The sequence below is a fragment of the Paenibacillus dokdonensis genome (assembly GCF_004916975.1).
Lineage (GTDB): Bacteria > Bacillota > Bacilli > Paenibacillales > Paenibacillaceae > Paenibacillus_AQ > Paenibacillus_AQ dokdonensis.
In genome coordinates this window covers 871,077-886,769 of the sequence record NZ_STGQ01000003.1, presented here as the reverse complement: position 1 = coordinate 886,769, position 15,693 = coordinate 871,077, and the positions used below count along the sequence as shown (strand labels likewise).

Here is a 15,693-nt window from a genome sequence, read left to right as displayed (position 1 = left end):
GCGTAAATTAAACAAACTGACGCCGGTACAGTACCGGCGCCAGTTTGCAGCCTAGGTGTTTTTTCAATGTCCACTAAATGGGGTCTTGACCACTTGAGAAATTCGGGCTTTTAACATATAAATTCATATTAATTATCAAATGGATGGGTCATTTGCGCCGCATGCATACCGGCCGTATAGCCCGTTGAAAAGGCTGCCGTGATATTGTATCCTCCGGTATAACCGTGAATATCCAGAATCTCTCCACAGAAAAAGAGACCCGGCATCAGCTTCGATTCCATCGTTTTCGGGTTGATTTCCTTCAGATTGACACCGCCTCCGGTGACAAAAGCTTCCTCGATCGATTTGGTACCGGTGACATGAATAACGAACTTCTTCAGCACGTCCACAAAGGTGGACCACTGCTGCTTTGGCAGATGGGCGAAAGTGGCGTCGCCGTCCAGCTCGGCCCGGTTCATGAGCAGCGGCAGCATACGTTCCGGAACGGTGCCCTTGAGCACGTTTTTGATGGCCTTCTTGGGCTCATCAGCCAGCTTTTCACGCAAAATGCGTTCCAGTTCATGAGGAGGCGTATCGGGAAATAAATCCACGGCCATTTCCACTTCATTGACCTTGAATTTATTTTTCACCTGACGGATAAACTGGCTGCATCGCAGGGCAATAGGACCGGAGAGTCCGAAATGGGTAAATATCATATCTCCGCGGTGTCCGATGACCTTCTTGCCTTTCGGATTCCATACCGACAGCTCGACATCACGAAGAGACAAGCCCTGAAGCTCTTTGGCTGCGATCCAGCTTTCTCGGGATACGATAGGTACCTCGGTAGCATATAATTCCGTAATGGTATGTCCAGCGGCTTGTGCCCACGGATAACCGTCACCAGTTGATCCCGTATGGGGTACCGATTTGCCGCCCGTGGCGAGGATAACACTGGAAGAGCGGTATGATGCACCAGATGCAAGCTTTATGCCTGAGGCCTGTCCATGATCATAAAGCACTTCCGCTACCGGAGTATCCGTTTTGATCTGCACGCCAAGCCTCCGGACTTCTCCCACGAGCGTGTTAACCACACTGGCTGCCTTATCGGATACAGGAAACATTCTGCCGTTGTCCTCTTCCTTCAGAGCAATGCCCAAGCCTTCAAAAAAACTCATGATATCGCGATTGTTAAAATGCTGAAAAGCACTGTATAAAAAACGGCCGTTGCCTGGAATATGGGCAATCAGCTCCTCGGTTTCTTTGGCATTGGTCACATTGCAGCGGCCGCCTCCCGAGATGCCGAGCTTGCGGCCAAGCTTGCTTCCCTTATCCAGAAGCAGGACTGAGGCGCCGTTTTTGGCAGCTGCGATGCAGGCCATGAGACCCGCAGATCCGCCTCCAACGACAATGACATCATATTCTTTCACGTTTTTCTCTCCTTCTAACCGATGACCCCCGGATCCACGTTTTAATTGTACCTTTTTAGGATATATCAGGGTATATTGTAATATAGTGTAGGCTGTGATTTAATCAACATGTACATCACTTTTTTACAGTTAATTTATTTTTGTCGCTATTTCCTGCAGAATCAGATATGCCCAAGTGTCATCCAAGTGAATGGATCTGAATATGCTGCCCGGATGGGGAGGAGGGATTTGCGATTATTATTACGCTGAAAAATATTATAACACAGGTGCTCATGGCGGGTTCATTTGCGTTTTTGTTCCCGCTTAGTCTGGATAAGTATGTCCGCGCGCTCAGGCGAAAGAGGAAGCTCGATCCTACGGGATTCGAATTTGTGATCATTATATCCAGTGCTTTGAGCATTTTGCTGTGCTCGATGTTTTCCACCTCGCTGTTTCATCTGATTCCCCTTAATCTAGGCATATTGCCGCTATTTATTGGCATGCTCTATGGAGGATATAAAAGCGGACTTCCTTTGGCAGGACTATACCTGCTTTGCGATTATTTTTTAAACGAACAATGGTCTTTATCTGGACTTTTTCTGCATACCGGTTTGCCGTTATACCCCTTGCTTGTTTTAATGTCCCCTCAATTCAGGAAGGGAACGCTCACTGATAAAGTCAATAAGCTGTGGATGTGTCTCCTACCCGCCATGCTCCTCATCACTGCATCCCCTATTATTGAAGATCCTAATTTAAGCTTTTCCGATGCGGGCTCTTTGCTTTTAATTTTGTTTTATATCATGGTAAGCGTTTTTGCTGGCGGAGCACTCATTTATGTCATTGAATTTGCTTTAGAGAAGCTGCTGCTGAAGGAACAGATCAAGGGCATCTCCGAAAAATACCTCCGCGAGGAAGAGAAGCTCCAGCAAGTGATGGATGTGGCACCCCTGTGCATGGTATCCGTGGATAACAGCGGCAATGTTACCAGCATTAACGAAATGATGATGAATTTATTCAAAAGCTGGGAGCCTGAGCTGACCAAAAATGATATTCTCGGGCATCCGCTGAGCCCATTTGTCGATATGATGGAGAAGGATTATATCAGCTTCCGGATTGCTCAAGCCTTGAAAGGCATCAAGATGAATAATGAGCTGATCCGGATTGGCTCGCAGATCCACTATACGAGTACCTCGCCGCTTACGAACGGTTATACCGGTGAAATACTTGGCGCGGTTCTGGTCATTCAGGATATCACTGAGCTGGAGAGACTGCGGAGCGAACTGGGAAATGTGGAACGGCTCAGCCTGGTCGGACAGATGGCAGCCAGCATTACGCATGAAATCCGTAACCCGATGGCTGTGGTACGCGGTTTTCTTCAGCTGATGAAGGAAAAGAGTCCGGAATCGCTTGACCATTATTACCGGATTGTCATGGAGGAGCTGGATCGTGCGAACGGTATCATCAATGACTTTCTATCCCTTGCTCAAAACCGGATATCCGAAAAAGAGCAGTGGCATCTGCACCAAATTATCAATGATCTCAGCCCGCTGCTGTGGGCGGATGCGAATTTGCGTGGACAAACCATTGAGTTGATGTTGGATGAGCGTGTGCCGAAGCTGAACCTGAACGCCAAGGAAATCAAGCAGCTGCTGCTGAATCTCGCCCGTAACGGGATGGAGGCGATGGAAGAGAAAGGGAAGCTTATCCTGCAAACATGTCTTGTGGAGAAGGAGCAAATCGTGGAACTGATCGTTATGGATACGGGTGTGGGTATGTCCAAAAGCCGCCTGGAGCGGCTGTTTGAACCCTTTTTTACGACCAAGGCCAAAGGGACGGGGCTGGGTCTTGCCCTATGTCTCAGTATCGTGGAGCGGCATGGCGGCAAGATTAAGGTTGAATCGGAGGAAGGTCAAGGCACAACGTTTATTATTCAGCTTCCGTTAGCCGATTCCTGAGTCAGCGCGTGCTGCAGAGTTTCCCGTTCCATTGATGTCTCTTGATTTCAGGGTTTATGAAGGTATAATATTATCTGTATGCAGTATAAAATGAACTAAAGATGGATTGCTTTAGCTCAATTTATATATTTGATATTTTGCAGATTAGGAGTGATAAGAAATGTCTATGTCTTTTGACAGATATATGAAGGATATGATTCAACCGATGAGAGATGAGCTTACGAGTCTCGGGATCAAGGAGCTCAGAACTCCAGAGGAAGTAGAAACGCATCTGTTGGATGCTCCAGGTACAACCCTGGTAGTTGTTAACTCGGTATGCGGATGTGCAGCTGGACAATGCCGTCCTGGTGTTTCCCTGGCATTGCAAAATGATTTGGTGCCTGACAATCTGTTCACGGTATTCGCCGGACAGGACAAAGAAGCTACGGCAAAAGCCAGAGAATATTTTGCACCATATCCTCCGTCCTCTCCTTCCATCGCAGTACTGAAGGATGGGGAGCTTGTTCATTTCATTGAACGTCATCAGATAGAAGATCGTTCGGCTCAAGAAATTGCCGAGGATTTAACTGAAGCGTTTGACCGTGTGTGCCGTTAATAGGCACAGCACGTTACATAATGCCCCGTATAATCGGATAACCGATCTATGCGGGGTTTTCTGTTTAAGTAATGGTAGAGAGCCTTGAAGGGCAAGCTAATTTCATATATAAGCCAAGTATCATGAGAAGAGGTGTTTTGGATGAGCCTGCAAGAAGAAATTATTGCAGCCTTGGGCGTAAAGCCGGTCATTGATGAAGAGGCAGAAGTTAGAAAAAGAGTGGATTTCCTGAAATCCTACGTGAAGAATGCCGGGGCAAAGGGACTTCTGATCGCTATTAGCGGTGGTATTGATAGTGCTGTCGTTGCAGGATTGTGCAAGCGGGCAACGGATGAATTAACAAAGGAAAACGGCGATGAATTTATGACGCTGGGGGTATACCAGCCCTACGGCATGCAGGACGATATCGAACATAGCTATGCCGTGGCCAAAGCCTTTGATCTGAAGCATACTGCCGAGACCAATATCGAGGATACCGTAACCGAGATTGCCCTCGAAGTCGAGCAGGGGCTTAAGCACATGGGAGTGCACCGTCATATTACGCCGCAGGGCAAAGGCAATGTCAAAGCCAGAACCCGAATGGTGATGCAGTATGCACTCGCATTTGAATTGAATCTGCTTGTAGTTGGTTCGGATCATGCTTCCGAGGCTATTACCGGCTTCTACACCAAGTGGGGCGACGGTGCCGTTGACATCACGCCGATGAGCACCTTGAACAAACGTCAGGTCCGCCAATTGGCAAGATACCTGGGTGTTCCGAAGGAAATCCTGGACAAGGCACCAACCGCGGGACTTTGGGAAGGACAGACCGACGAAAAGGAGCTGGGCATCTCCTATGATGAGAACAGCGACTACCTCGAGGGTAAAGAAGTCAGCGCAGCCACGAAGGAACGTCTGGAAAGCTACTACAAGCGAACAGCGCATAAGCGGAATTTGATTCCGGGGATATAGAAAATGAATAAACGGGCAGTCAAGGATTCAACCTTGCTGCCCGTTTTTAATTTGTGAACAAGTGACAACGCGATGGGAGCAATATCTAACCGCGCAACGTCTACAAGAGAATAAAAGGTAGTCCTTGCGTTTAGGCCATCCCTTTGGAAGAACCGGAGACCTGCGGCAATGCAGGCTCTTTTTTCAGGCTCAGGATCAGCCATACGCAGTGCAGAAGCAGGATCACCAGGATGACATAATCCCATACGGAGACAGAACGGCCGTCCTGGCCGAGAAACTGGATCAAGTTATGTATAAAGTGGTAGATAATTAATGGAATGATATTTTTATTCTTAACGATGAGTAAGGCTAGGGCAGCACCTGTGAGCAGAGCGTAGACAAGCTGTACGATGGTGTCCTGGGCGCTTTGTCCGGATAGTATGTTAAGGACATGCGTGACTGAGAACAGCAGGCTGGAGGTGACGATTGCGGCAGTGATGCTCTTTTTCCGAAGAAGAATGTGCAGGATCAGTCCCCGGTATACCGTTTCTTCCACAAAACCGACCATCAAGGTAAAGAAAACAAAGAATAGGGCTTCTTGAAGCGTAAAGCTTCTAAATCCATTGAAAGCAATGCAAATCAGCGCGAGCACGAGCGGTAGATAATAGATCCAGTTCTGCCGGGGAATCTCGGTGAGCGGCCGGAAGCCGTAGCGTCCCCAGCTCTTCTTCAAGGTTAAATAAAGAATCAGCACAATGGAAATCGGGATAAAGGCAATCAGAACAGGCGCAGTGTAGCTCAATTCCTTGATTGTGGCATACGCTCCGGCAATGAACATCGCAACGAGGATAAGCAGCTCAATGATAACAACGCTTAAAACGGGACGCTTTTCCGTAAATGGGATCTTGTTAAGGTTTGCTTGCGTGGCCGGTACCTTCATGATTAAGATCAGCTCCTTTAATTAATTGCTCAACATATTCTTTTTCCATTTGAAAAAAATGCTTGCCGTACGATAACACCGATACTCTGTAGTAATGCTTCTGCGGGTCCGGAATCTCAGCCAGCTCACCTGCAACAATCTGCTCGACTGCCTGCAGACGGCCGATTTCCTGGTTTAGCTTGTGATGGTACTCGGTAAGGCGCTGGATCCGGGTTGCTTCATTCAGATAATCGTAAAAAAACACTCTTAGTAAAAATTCGTTGCGGCTGAGCGCAAGCGGTGCACCCAGCCACTCCATAAAGCTGTGCTTGCCTTCCGGAAGGAGGGAGTAGATTTTTTTGTTCTTGCTGCTGTCTTCCTCTTCCGTAACGGATACCCATGCCTTGTCAGTAAGGCGTTTTAACGCGGGGTATAAACTGCCAAAGCTGGCCTTGTAAAACATGCCGATGGACAGGTCGATGGTCTTTTTCATGTCATAGCCACTCATATTACCTTCCATCAGCAGCCCCAAAATGATGTATTCAAGCATTTGATCCACCTCTTATGTATCGATTCGATATATCGTTTCGATACAAAATATAACGAATAAATATAAAATGGTCAATACTATTTTTACAAATATTTCTTCTGATCCCAGATTGAAATATTGTAGACATCACTCGCATCACGGGATTTCTCCTGCTACAATAAGGTTTGAATGTTTGGAAGGATGGTGTGGTGCATTGATTCACGGAATCGGGCATGATGTGCTGGAAATCAAACGGCTTTCGCTCCTGCTGAGCGGGCAGCTCGGATATCGGTTTATGGAACGGGTCCTCACGGAGAAAGAGCGGGAGGAAGCCAGAAAAAGAGGCGGAAAGCTGACTGAATTCGTAGCCGGCCGTTTTGCCGCCAAAGAGTCGATTTCCAAGGCTTTCGGCTGCGGAATCGGCAGTATCATCGGCTTTGGCGACATGGAGATTTTGCCGGATTCCTTGGGAAGACCCATTGCCGTCCTAAGCTCGGGAGCATGGGAACGCCTTAAGCTTCCAGGTGAAGCGGAGTATATTATTCATTTGACCATATCTCACCAGACTGAGCTGGCTTCAGCGTTTGCAGTCATTGAAAGAATAGTTAAATAGTTTACAGAGAGAAGAAAGCCGGAAGGATTTGAAAGAGCCTTATGAATCAAACAGAGCAAAAAAAGTTTTTTAGCCATCATTTACTGGAATGGTATATGCGTAATAAAAGAGATCTGCCGTGGCGCCGTCACCGCAATCCATACTATATTTGGGTATCAGAGATTATGCTGCAGCAGACACGTGTGGATACTGTTATTCCTTATTTCCATCGATTTATTGAAAGGTTCCCAACCGTCGAGGATTTGGCGGATGCACCAGAGCAGGATGTGCTGAAGTGCTGGGAAGGTCTCGGATATTATTCACGTGCGCGAAATCTTCAGACGGCGGCCAAGCAGGTGAAAGAGCTTCATGGCGGACAAGTACCGGATGACAAGAAATCGGTATTTGCTTTGAAGGGGGTTGGCCCATATACGGCTGGAGCAGTGCTGAGTATCGCATTCAACAAGCCTGAGCCAGCGGTGGACGGCAATGTCATGCGGGTATTGTCACGCTACTTCCTGATTGAGGAAGACATCATGAAGGGGAGTACCCGGTCATTTATGGAAGGGCTGGTCGTCGAGCTAATCCCTGAGGGCCGTGCTTCCGACTTCAATCAGGCGCTGATGGAGCTTGGAGCGCTGGTGTGCACGCCGAAATCGCCGCACTGCCTCACTTGCCCGGTAATGGAACACTGTTCCGCCCGGCTCGAAGGAGTCGAGGAGTCGCTGCCGGTGAAGACCAAAGCAAAGCCGCCGCGTCCTGAATTTCGGGTGGTGGCTCTGGTGGAAGGATCAGGAGAGCATGCAGGCAAGGTACTGATCCGCCAACGTCCGCAAGAAGGCCTACTGGCCCGAATGTGGGAGCTTCCGCATGTACAGGTTCCGCAAAGCCGAAGCGGCCGACTGCCGGATGAACCGGCGATGGATATCCTGGCAGGCGCGCTGCTGGAAGAAGGAATCACAGCGAGACCAACGGGATATATGATGGATGCTGAGCATACATTCAGCCATATTCACTGGAATCTGCAGGTTTACAGCTGCCGTGAAGAGAAGCTGCCTTTAGTGGCGGAGACGAAGGCGGTCTATACACTGGAGCATGAGGTGGAGGATGAAGAGCCGATCCATCGCTGGATTTTTGAAGAGGATATGGCCCGTTATGCCTTCCCGAATGTGTTTCTAAAAATCATCCGTGAGTACTTTAATGGGAAGCAGACCGCTGGATAAGATCATGAGCAACAAAAAGAACCGTCCAATATGGACGGTTCTTTTGCTGTGCCGAGCCTTAGCTCCGGAAATCACCTTACGGTTGAACGATTTCCTGGTAACGTTTGCTGACAGCATCCCAGTTTACAACGTTCCAGAAGGCAGCGATGTAATCAGGGCGTTTGTTTTGATATTTCAGGTAGTAAGCATGCTCCCATACGTCAAGGCCCAGAACCGCAGTTTGGCCTTCCATGATTGGGTTGTCTTGGTTAGGCGTGCTGGTAACAGCCAGCTTGCCGTCTTTGTTCACAACGAGCCAAGCCCAGCCGCTGCCGAAACGGGTAGTAGCCGCTTTGGCGAAGTCTTCTTTGAATTTATCGAGACCGCCAAGATCACTGTCGATAGCTTTTGCCAGCAGGCCGCTTGGTGCGCCGCCGCCGTTTGGTCCGATGGTTTCCCAGAAGAGGGAGTGGTTCGCATGTCCGCCGCCGTTGTTGCGAACGGCTGTACGGATGCCTTCAGGCACGCTGTCGAGGTTCGACAGAAGCTCGTCGAGGCTTTTATTTTGCAGTTCAGGAGCGCTTTCCAAAGCTGCATTCAAGTTGGTTACATACGTGTTATGGTGACGATCGTGGTGGATCTCCATTGTCTGTGCGTCGATATGAGGCTCGAGCGCATTGTTAGGGTAAGGAAGTGCTGGTAATTGAAATGCCATGATAAATACCTCCTGTAAATGTTTTTTTAAAGGAGTTTTTGCTGGGCAAAAGCATCCTTTATTGACCGGATTATGTAGCAGTAATGCATCCAAATACAATTAAACCGTATTTTTTCAATTAAATCAACATTTATGTTTATAAAGTCAACTTAGGTCTGTACGGTCTTACATAATCCGTATTATCCATTACCCTTTCTCCGAATTTTTATGCGTCCAAAAATCACCATTATATGGTTATTTGACTGATATTACAATGAAAACGCCTGCTATAAAGCGCTTTCAAAAGAAAATGCGTGTTTTTTAAAGAAAACTATGGTTTAATGAATGATAAAGAAGGAATTTAACGGTTTTTGTCGTAATATTTATTCTGGATTATAATGAGAGCGTCTAGCGACGAACTTTCGCAGAAGACAGACCGCTTAAAGCGGAAGTTTTCCTTGCGATATAAGGATGAGAACTTTTCGAAGCTTACAATTTCTTATATTTTAAGGGGAGCTTGATCTTCCAAGGATCCAAACAAGCTGACGAAAAAGGGAGATTTAAGACATGCATGTTCGTTCCTTTCAGTTAAGTGATTGTTCCAGTGTCACTGAGTTGATGCAGGTTGCCTTGTCCGAAGAGTGTTACCGGAATACGATGGGGCCGTTCTCCAGGCAGCTTTCCTGGGATTCGGAATTGATTATGGTTGCAGAGGAAGACGATGAAATTGTGGGGGCCTTGATCGGAACGATCGAGCATAACCACGGCTGTTACTACAGGATTGCCGTTCATCCCGACTACCGCCGCCAAGGAATTGGCAAAGCATTGGTCGCGGCTATGGAACAGCGTTTCCAGGTTCGCAAGGTGAGCCGTATTATGATTGCCGGAGATGAGCATAACAAAGCCGCTCTGCCGCTTTACGAAGCGATGGGCTACGGCGCTAACAAAATTTTGGAAGCCTTTCAAAATCTTAGCATTATTAGTCCCCAGCACTAATACGCATGCAGTAAAAAATGGACCCAAGTTGATACAAATTATAAACTTCTTGCCGGTCTCAATCAAATGATACACACACAAAATCATAGAAACTTCTTAGATGGACAAGCTATCATTATTGTCAAAAAACAATATTTTCTATATTGAGCATATCTTTACTGCCGTTGCAAAACTGCGAAAGATATGCTTTTCTGTATATAAGGGGATTTTTCTATAAATGAGGTGTAGGATGAATCAAGTTCAACAGCATGAACCCGGACGCTCGGGGACACATCCGGCTGACAAGCCGGTGCCCGAGCCGAAACAGCGCAGTCTTTCCTCCGAAGTGTGGGACTGGGCTAAAACGATTGTCATCGCTTTTGTAATCATGATGCTGCTTAATTTATTCGTCTTCAATCTGTCGATGGTCAAGGGGCAATCCATGCAGCCAACGCTGTACGAGAAGGAAAGGCTGTTTATTGATAAAATCGTATATGATTTCAAATCGCCCAGCCGGGGCGAAATTGTTGTGCTGCGCGATCCGAGCGATGGACCGGATAAAAAGGAATTTCTGGTCAAACGGGTTATCGGTATTCCAGGTGATATGGTAGAAGTGAAAGATCACAAGCTCTATGTGAACGGTCAGATGCAGGTCGAGCCTTATACGGAGGTGGAGATCCAAGATCCGGACTTTGGACCGCTCAAGTTGGACAAGGATCACTACTTTGTAATGGGAGATAACCGGCATGCGGGCGCCAGCAAGGACAGCCGCTCTTTTGGAAGTGTTACCGCCAAAGCTATTGTCGGCAGGGCAGAATTTATTTTCTGGCCGGTATCCCAGATTAAAGGCTTATAACAAACGTTATTAAGGCTGAAAAGGAGGCGCAAGCTTTTTTGACAAACATGAAAAACTCTGCTTATGCTCCTCCGACTTCCCCTTGGGAGCAGCTGAAGCGTGAAATTAAAGAGGCTGCGGCGAGTTTTGGCATTGACGAAATCGGCTTTGCCTCCGCAGACCCCTTTGTATCATTGAAGGCCATTTTGCAAAACCACCGTGATCTCGGTTATGAGTCCGGCTTTGAAGAACCTGATCTGGATAAACGTGTTACCCCCGCACTACCTTCCGCAGAGCCCGCCTCTCTCATATCTATCGCTGTCGCCTATTCTTCCAAAATGACTGATGTTCCCAAAAACGAGCCGGGCAAATATCGGGGCGTTTTGTCGCGCTCATCATGGGGCAAGGATTATCATCATGTACTGCGGGAGGCGATGGGCAAGCTCGAGGCTTTTATCCGGGAGCGGGTACCTGAGGCTGTGCTGGACAGTATGGTGGATACAGGAGCGCTTGTAGACAGGGCCGTTGCGGAACGTGCCGGTATTGGCTTTAGCGGAAAAAACTGCTGCATTATTTCTCCGAAATGGGGCTCTTGGATCTTTCTTGGAGATATGGTAACGAATATTCCTTTTCCTCCAGATACACCGGTGACGGAGGACTGCGGGGACTGTACGCTATGCATTGACGCTTGTCCGACAGGGGCTCTGGTGGGACCCGGGCAGCTGAATGCCCAGCGCTGTATCTCCTTTCTGACGCAGACGAAGGGATTCCTTACGGATGAGATTATGCGCAAGATAGGCAACCGTTTGTACGGCTGCGATACCTGTCAGGTGATCTGTCCTAAAAATAAGGGGAAGCACTGGTCGCATCATGAGGATTTACTGCCAGACCCGGATAAGGACAGACCGCTTCTGCTGCCGATTCTGGATCTAAGTAACCGTGAATTCAAGGAGAAGTTCGGGGAAAGCGCCGCCGCATGGCGGGGCAGAAAACCAATCCAGCGCAATGCGGTGATTGCGCTCGGGAATTACAAGGATAAATCTGCGGTGCCCAAACTGGGTGAGGTACTGCTGAAGGACCCACGGCCGGAGCTGCGGGGAACCGCAGCCTGGTCGCTGGGACGCATAGGAGGCGAAGAGGCATTGAACATCATGAATAAAGCCATAGCTGAAGAGCAGGACGAGAAGGTCAGAGAAATGCTCGGGGAAGCGAAGGAACAACTTCAATCGCAAACGAAAGCGAACACAGCAGAAACGGTAAGCGAAGCACCTGGATTTTCATCTGCTCTCAGTGGAGAGCCGGAAACGATTTATTACGATGAAATGCAGTCCAAGATTGGACCATTAACATTATGCGCCACAGATAGAGGACTTTGCCTGATCGAGTTCGGCAGCTTTAGCGTGAAGGAAGCTGTCCTGCAAAAATGGTCCCGCACCTGGTGCGGCGGTGGCGAATTCGAACATGACGACGATCGTCTTGCTGAGGCCAAACGACAGCTCGGAGAATACTTCGCCGGGCAGCGCACAGAGTTTGATCTGGCGCTGGATTTGCGCGGAACACCTTTTCAGCTTCAGGTTTGGACGACTCTTGCCGATATTCCATATGGAGAGATCCGTTCTTACGGGGTTGTAGCGGAAGAGATCAAAAGACCGAAAGCCATCAGAGCGGTCGCCGGCGCCATTAATAAAAATCCGGTTCCGGTTATCATTCCTTGCCACCGGGTACTTGAAAGCGACGGAAGCCTGACAGGCTACCGTGGAGGTCTTGAAACCAAGCGCCTGCTTCTGAGCCTGGAGGATTCACTTCCCGAAAGAAATACGCGGATTGAAGAGTAAAGCGGTGAAGAGCTGTCCGGCTTTCGCATCAGCCGCTGAAAATCGGGGGAAGAATCATGAGGTATATAAGCATTGACAACGTTGAGCCCGGACAATTCTTAGGCAAAACCATATATTCCGGCAACGGTACGGTGCTCCTGTCTGCAGGCGTTCAGCTGACGGTGTACATGATCAACACATTAAACCGGATTGGCGTTACGATGCTGTATATTCAGGATCCGCTGTTTGATGATGTGGATACGGATGACATGCTCAGCGAGGCGACCAAGCAGGGGATCATTCAAGAGATGTACAACGCTTTTGAGGTGGTGCGTTCCGGAAAGGACTGGAACATCCAATTGATTGGAAGCAGTGTAGAGAGCCTCCTGGAAGATGTGATGAGTAACAAGGAGATGCTGGTCCAGCTGACTGATATACGGACGACAGACAACAGTGAGTATATTCATGCGATGAATGTTTGTCTGCTGTCTGCTGTGATGGGTATCAATATGGGGCTCAATTACCAGCAGCTGAAGGAGCTCGCAACAGGTGCGCTAATGCATGATATCGGAAAAAGCGGTATGAGTGAAGAGGATGATATTTTACCTGGACTCAAATCCCATCATACGTGGAGAGGGTTCGAAAAGCTCAAGAATAAAAGAGATTTTAGTCTCTTGGTTGCCCACGTGGCCTTGCAGCATCATGAACGGATCGATGGTTTGGGCCTTCCGCGTGGACTGACAGGTGATGAGATTCATCTGTATGCCAAAATCGTATCGGCTGCGGACACCTATGACCGGCTGATCCATCCGTTACTTCCGAAATCAAAAAAACTGCTGCCTCATGAGGCCTGTGAGGAAATGATGGCCATGTCGGAGAAGCAGCTGGATTATGAGGTATTGATACAGTTCAACCGCATGGTTTCGATCTATCCCAACGGAGCTGCTGTCAGGCTGTCAACCAAAGAATCGGGCGTTGTTGTGAATCAGCACCGCGGTCTACCGGGCCGTCCAGTGGTAAGAATCGTACGCGGCGAGGCAAGCCATCTTGACGTCAAGGAGCTGGATTTGGCGCAGGAAACGACCGTTTTTATAGAGGCTGTTTTAATGTAGAAATCCATTTGCTAGCCACACGGGTACATGCTATGATAGTTTCGTGTTGCAAAGCACACAAAGTATTGATCTATAAATATGAGGTGGCGGAAAATGCAATATGTCATTCCTGTGGTTACGCTGATTGTCGGCTTAATCGGCGGTTTTTTTATCGGCGTGTTTTATTTGCGCAAGCAAATGGAGAAAATGCAAAGTGATCCACAAATGCTGCAAAAAATGGCCAAACAGATGGGGTATAATTTGAATGGTCGCCAAATGCAAAAAGCCCAGCAAATGATGAAAAACCAGCAGAATACGGGTAAAAAAGGGCAAGGCGGCGGCAAACGCAAGTAAGGTAAGATATTTCAATAATAGAAATCAGTAGGTCACGAGAGGAGGACGTGCCGTGGCTGGCGTTAAAGATTACGCAAATACCAAGGTTCAGCAAAATCGTGAACAAGTCGAGTATCATATAGAGCAGATATTGAAATTGATCGGGGAGGATACGCAGCGGGAAGGACTTCTAGAAACTCCTGCGCGTGTTGCCCGGATGTATGAGGAAATTTTTGCGGGATATGAGGTGGACCCAAGGGATGTACTGGGCGTTACCTTTGATGAAAATCACGAAGAGCTGGTTATCGTCAAGGATATCGTTTATTATAGCCAATGCGAACATCATATGGCGCCTTTCTTCGGTAAGGTCCATATCGGCTACATCCCAAGCGGCAAAATTGCCGGTCTCAGCAAGCTGGCTCGTCTGGTCGAAGCAGTGACCCGCCGTTTGCAGGTTCAGGAGCGAATTACATCGCAAATCGCCGACATTATGGTCGACGTTCTGGAGCCTCACGGTGTCATGGTTGTTGTGGAGGGTGAGCATCTGTGCATGTGCGCCCGTGGTGTGAAGAAGCCGGGAAGCAAAACGGTAACTTCCGGAGTACGAGGCATTTTCCGCGAGGATCCTGCGTCCAGAGCTGAATTTCTGTCTTTAATTAAAGGCTGATCGGTATAGAAGAGGCATCCCTGAAGGGTTGATTTCAACCTCCAGGGATGCCTCTTTTTTGTGTCCCGAATCACGGTTTGCTTTTCACCAAAGGCGCATTATCAATGTCCTTCTGTTCCGCCAGCTTCACGTTGCCCAGAAAGGTTGAAACTCGGCGTAGATACTCACGCGGATGCTCGCGGAAAATAAGTTCATGGTGGCTGCCTTTGACAATCCATACATCGGAGTAGGGATTCGTCTGGTTAGCTGCCAATTTTTCAGCGATTGGGTAAGGAGCCTTCTCATCCTCTGTACCATGCACAAAAAAGATCGGGAATGGATAATCTTCCTTTTTGACCTGCTGATACGGAATTTGATGCAGACTGGTTCCGTTCAGCACTGGAAATAGCAGTTCTAATATTTCGAGCGACGGATGCCGCGGCAAATCGATTTGGTTTTTGATATTATGATACAGCGTATCCGGTTCCAGCAAGAAGGTGCTGTCCAGAATCATTGCGTCGACATCTTTCGTCTGCAGTCCAGCTTGAAGAGCTGTGCCTGCTCCCATGGAGAATCCCCATACCACAATCTGTTTAGCACCCCGCTTTTTGGCCAGCTCAATCGCTCCGAGCAGCTGCTGGGACTCCACCTTGCCGCCCGTGGCCACCGCTTTGCTGTTCTGTGATGCAAACCCGTAGTCAAACATGATTACGTTGAAATTCATCCGGTGAGCATAATGGGCCAAATCATACATCGGAATCCAGGTTTCCTCACGATTGGCACCATACCCATGACTGAATACAATCGTTTTCTTTGACCCCGCAGAGGGAATGTACCAGCCCTGAATCATCCGACTGCCATCAAGCGCGGGGAAAGTGACATTCTCATAAGACATATGCTTGGCTTGCATTGGATTGGAATAGAGCGGAGCCACTGTCGGATTTGAAAGTACCCAGGCGATATACGCATGCAGCGCGATGAAACAGAAGATCAGGAAGAACAGAACCGACAGCAGTAAAGCTACCAGTATATGCTTAACGCGTATGAGCCGCGGAGTCAGCGGTATGGGTGTTTCAGTCAGGGGGCGAGATATTTGGGCGTCATTTCGTGTTGCCATGTTCATGCTTGCCCCTCCTTTAAGGATTACTAATTATAGTTTAGCTTCTGAGCAACGAATGGGAAACAGATAAAATTTTAC

At 48.2% G+C, this 15,693-nt stretch carries 16 protein-coding genes; 11 read left to right on the top strand and 5 right to left on the bottom strand.

Annotation, left to right across the window (positions count from 1 at the left end):
* Positions 1 to 128: 128 nt before the first annotated feature.
* Positions 129 to 1,406 (bottom strand): BaiN/RdsA family NAD(P)/FAD-dependent oxidoreductase, encoded by a 1,278-nt coding sequence (locus tag E6W40_RS28230; protein WP_136608883.1) that lies wholly within the window; start codon positions 1,404 to 1,406, stop codon positions 129 to 131.
* A 272-nt stretch (positions 1,407 to 1,678) separates the two neighbouring features.
* On the opposite strand from E6W40_RS28230, the gene E6W40_RS28225 reads away from it, so the two are divergent.
* From E6W40_RS28225 to nadE, 3 genes are all read left to right on the top strand, one after another.
* Positions 1,679 to 3,340 carry a two-component system sensor histidine kinase NtrB gene (locus E6W40_RS28225; RefSeq protein WP_136608882.1) on the top strand — a complete coding sequence of 554 codons (1,662 nt, stop codon included), beginning with the start codon at positions 1,679 to 1,681 and terminating at the stop codon, positions 3,338 to 3,340.
* A 160-nt stretch (positions 3,341 to 3,500) separates the two neighbouring features.
* Complete coding sequence (locus E6W40_RS28220; protein ID WP_136608881.1) at positions 3,501 to 3,935, top strand: BrxA/BrxB family bacilliredoxin; 435 nt, start codon at positions 3,501 to 3,503, stop codon at positions 3,933 to 3,935.
* Between the two features lie 141 nt (positions 3,936 to 4,076).
* Entirely contained in the window at positions 4,077 to 4,886 is an 810-nt protein-coding gene (nadE, locus tag E6W40_RS28215; protein ID WP_136608880.1) for an ammonia-dependent NAD(+) synthetase, read from the top strand.
* Between the two features lie 130 nt (positions 4,887 to 5,016).
* Here the strand turns inward: nadE and E6W40_RS28210 are convergent, their stop codons facing one another.
* Both E6W40_RS28210 and E6W40_RS28205 read right to left on the bottom strand, forming a co-directional pair.
* A complete protein-coding gene (locus tag E6W40_RS28210; protein ID WP_136608879.1) occupies positions 5,017 to 5,805 on the bottom strand; it encodes a CPBP family intramembrane glutamic endopeptidase in 789 nt (262 codons plus the stop codon).
* Entirely contained in the window at positions 5,774 to 6,334 is a 561-nt protein-coding gene (locus tag E6W40_RS28205; RefSeq protein WP_136608878.1) for a PadR family transcriptional regulator, read from the bottom strand. The genes E6W40_RS28210 and E6W40_RS28205 overlap by 32 nt, the downstream gene beginning before the upstream one ends.
* Positions 6,335 to 6,527: 193 nt before the next feature.
* On the opposite strand from E6W40_RS28205, the gene acpS reads away from it, so the two are divergent.
* Positions 6,528 to 6,926, top strand: coding sequence for a holo-ACP synthase (gene acpS / locus E6W40_RS28200; RefSeq protein ID WP_136608877.1), 399 nt, complete (start codon positions 6,528 to 6,530; stop codon positions 6,924 to 6,926).
* A 41-nt stretch (positions 6,927 to 6,967) separates the two neighbouring features.
* Positions 6,968 to 8,128 (top strand): A/G-specific adenine glycosylase, encoded by a 1,161-nt coding sequence (gene mutY / locus E6W40_RS28195; RefSeq protein WP_136608876.1) that lies wholly within the window; start codon positions 6,968 to 6,970, stop codon positions 8,126 to 8,128.
* Between the two features lie 76 nt (positions 8,129 to 8,204).
* Here mutY and E6W40_RS28190 read toward each other — a convergent pair whose 3' ends face one another.
* Positions 8,205 to 8,822 carry a superoxide dismutase gene (locus tag E6W40_RS28190; protein WP_136608875.1) on the bottom strand — a complete coding sequence of 206 codons (618 nt, stop codon included), beginning with the start codon at positions 8,820 to 8,822 and terminating at the stop codon, positions 8,205 to 8,207.
* A 546-nt stretch (positions 8,823 to 9,368) separates the two neighbouring features.
* On the opposite strand from E6W40_RS28190, the gene E6W40_RS28185 reads away from it, so the two are divergent.
* From E6W40_RS28185 to folE, 6 genes are all read left to right on the top strand, one after another.
* Positions 9,369 to 9,797 carry a GNAT family N-acetyltransferase gene (locus tag E6W40_RS28185; protein ID WP_136608874.1) on the top strand — a complete coding sequence of 143 codons (429 nt, stop codon included), beginning with the start codon at positions 9,369 to 9,371 and terminating at the stop codon, positions 9,795 to 9,797.
* A 229-nt stretch (positions 9,798 to 10,026) separates the two neighbouring features.
* Complete coding sequence (lepB, locus tag E6W40_RS28180; RefSeq protein ID WP_136608873.1) at positions 10,027 to 10,632, top strand: signal peptidase I; 606 nt, start codon at positions 10,027 to 10,029, stop codon at positions 10,630 to 10,632.
* A gap of 47 nt (positions 10,633 to 10,679) precedes the next feature.
* A complete protein-coding gene (queG, locus tag E6W40_RS28175) occupies positions 10,680 to 12,446 on the top strand; it encodes a tRNA epoxyqueuosine(34) reductase QueG (protein ID WP_136608955.1) in 1,767 nt (588 codons plus the stop codon).
* 56 nt (positions 12,447 to 12,502) lie between these two features.
* Positions 12,503 to 13,537 carry an HD-GYP domain-containing protein gene (locus E6W40_RS28170; protein ID WP_136608872.1) on the top strand — a complete coding sequence of 345 codons (1,035 nt, stop codon included), beginning with the start codon at positions 12,503 to 12,505 and terminating at the stop codon, positions 13,535 to 13,537.
* Positions 13,538 to 13,630: 93 nt separating this feature from the next.
* Positions 13,631 to 13,870, top strand: a complete 240-nt coding sequence (locus tag E6W40_RS28165; protein WP_136608871.1) for a YneF family protein — start codon at positions 13,631 to 13,633, stop codon at positions 13,868 to 13,870.
* 52 nt (positions 13,871 to 13,922) lie between these two features.
* Complete coding sequence (gene folE / locus E6W40_RS28160) at positions 13,923 to 14,516, top strand: GTP cyclohydrolase I FolE (RefSeq protein WP_136608870.1); 594 nt, start codon at positions 13,923 to 13,925, stop codon at positions 14,514 to 14,516.
* A gap of 70 nt (positions 14,517 to 14,586) precedes the next feature.
* Here folE and E6W40_RS28155 read toward each other — a convergent pair whose 3' ends face one another.
* Positions 14,587 to 15,618, bottom strand: coding sequence for an alpha/beta hydrolase (locus tag E6W40_RS28155; RefSeq protein ID WP_136608869.1), 1,032 nt, complete (start codon positions 15,616 to 15,618; stop codon positions 14,587 to 14,589).
* Between the last annotated feature and the right edge of the window lie 75 nt (positions 15,619 to 15,693).